Here is a 2,289-nt window from a genome sequence, read left to right as displayed (position 1 = left end):
CGAAGCGGGTCACCTGCACGCCCGCCGCGTCGAGCACCTTCTGCACCGACTTCTTGGGGTCCTTGGCGAACGGCTGGTCCACCAGCACGTTCTCCTTGAAGAAGCCGTTCACACGACCCTCGACGATCTTCGGCAGGGCGGCCTCCGGCTTGCCCTCCTCGCGAGAGGTGGCCTCGGCGACGCGGCGCTCGTTCTCCACCGTGTCGGCCGGGACGTCCTCGCGGGACAGCCAGCGCGGCCCGAAGGCGGCGATGTGCTGCGCCACCTCCTTGGCCGTCTGCGGGTCGGCCTTGTCCAGCTCCACGAGCACGCCGACCTGCGGCGGCAGGTCCGGCGAGGTGCGGTGCATGTACGTGCCGACGTAGGCGCCCTCGAAGCGCGCGAAGCGGTCGAGGACGATCTTCTCGCCGAGGGTGGCGTTGGCCTCGTCCACGAATACCTGGACGGTCCTGCCGTCGATCTCGGAGGCGAGCAGCGCCTCCAGGTCGGCCGGCTTGGTGGCCGCGACGTGCTCGGCGAGCGCGTTGGCGAGGGCGACGAACTTGTCGCCCTTGGCGACGAAGTCGGTCTCGCACTTCAGCTCCAGCAGGACACCGGAGGAGTTGTCGTCGGCGATCACGGAGACGACGGCGCCGTTCTCGGCGGAGCGGCCCTCACGCTTGGCGACGCCCTTCTGGCCCTTGACGCGGAGCAGCTCCACGGCCTTGTCGACGTCGCCCTCGGCCTCTTCCAGCGCCTTCTTGCAGTCCATCATGCCGGCGCCGGTGAGCTCCCGGAGCTTCTTGACGTCGGCGGCGGTGAAGTTCGCCATGATTGGGTGGTTTTCTCTTCTCGACGGGTGACTGGGATCGGCGGATCAGACCTGCGGGGCGTCGGCGGCGGGCTGCTCGCCCTCGGCGGCGGCCTCGGTGGACGCCACGGCCTCCTCGGCGGTGGGCGCGGGGGTCTCGTCGGCCTGCTCGGCGTCGGCGACCTTGGCGGTCTCGGCGGAGGTCTGGACCTCGGCCTCGGCAGCGGCCTCGTCCTTCTGCTCGGCCGGCACGTCCGCGGCGGCCTCGGTCTCCGTGGCCTCCGTGGCGGCCTCGGCCTCGGTGGCTTCCTTGGCCTCCTTGGCCTCCTTCTCGCCGGCGAGAAGGTCGCGCTCCCACTCGGCGAGCGGCTCGGCGTCGGACTTGACGGCCTTCTCGTCACCGGTGGCGGCACCGGAGCGGGCGATCAGACCCTCGGCGACGGCGTCGGCGATGACGCGGGTCAGCAGCGTGACCGAGCGGATCGCGTCGTCGTTGCCCGGGATCTTGTAGTCGACCTCGTCGGGGTCGCAGTTGGTGTCGAGGATCGCGACGACCGGGATGCGCAGCTTGCGCGCCTCGCCGACGGCGATGTGCTCCTTCTTCGTGTCCACGATCCAGACGGCGCTCGGCACCTTCTGCATGTCGCGGATGCCGCCGAGGGTCTTCTCCAGCTTGGCCTTCTCGCGGGAGAGGACGAGCAGCTCCTTCTTGGTGAGGCCGGAGGCGGCCACGTCCTCGAAGTCGATGGCCTCAAGCTCCTTGAGGCGCTGCAGCCGCTTGTGGACCGTGGAGAAGTTGGTGAGCATGCCGCCCAGCCAGCGCTGGTTCACGTACGGCATGCCGACGCGGGTGGCCTGCTCGGCGATGGCTTCCTGGGCCTGCTTCTTCGTGCCCACGAACATGATGGTGCCGCCGTGCGCGACGGTCTCCTTCACGAACTCGTAGGCGCGGTCGATGTACGACAGCGACTGCAGGAGGTCGATGATGTAGATGCCGTTGCGCTCGGTGAAGATGAAGCGCTTCATCTTCGGGTTCCAACGGCGGGTCTGGTGCCCGAAATGGACGCCGCTCTCCAGCAGCTCCCGCATCGTGACGACGGCCATGGCCGTACTCCTCGTGTGTCTCGGTTGTCGCGGCGGCCGGCCGGCCACCGCTCCTGACGCCCCTGCGCGTCGTGCCTCCGGCGAGGAGCCGGCGGACCGAGTGACGCGGCCACCTTCAGGCAGGTGGCGGGGCGTGCGAAGTCGACCCGGACAGCCGGGTCGCCACGAGAAGTGTACGGGACCGCATCACCCGCTTGCGCCACACGGCCCGGTCCCCGGGCGGGTGTCAGGGCGGTCCGCGGCACCAGGTTGTCCACAACCGGCCGGTTATCCACAGAATCCGACCATGATCCCCGAGCCCCGCGGACTCCCGCCAAGCTGTCCCCCATGAACGGACGACGCGAACACCGCGCCACGGGAGACGGGGCCCACGCAGCGCGGCTCGCACGGACGGA

The 2,289-nt window shown here is 69.9% G+C and carries 2 protein-coding genes; both read right to left on the bottom strand.

All coding sequences use genetic code 11. The features are described from left to right. A partial coding sequence (gene tsf / locus H5J30_RS28045; protein WP_181790091.1) for a translation elongation factor Ts occupies nucleotides 1-811 on the bottom strand: 811 nt, incomplete at its 3' end. A 45-nt stretch (nucleotides 812-856) separates the two neighbouring features. Then, complete coding sequence (gene rpsB, locus H5J30_RS28040; protein WP_181790090.1) at nucleotides 857-1,894, bottom strand: 30S ribosomal protein S2; 1,038 nt, start codon at nucleotides 1,892-1,894, stop codon at nucleotides 857-859. Nucleotides 1,895-2,289 lie beyond the last annotated feature (395 nt).

It is taken from the genome of Streptomyces phytophilus, assembly GCF_013870535.1.
Taxonomy (GTDB): Bacteria; Actinomycetota; Actinomycetes; order Streptomycetales; family Streptomycetaceae; genus Streptomyces; species Streptomyces phytophilus.
This window is presented reverse-complemented; position numbering and strand designations above follow the sequence as displayed.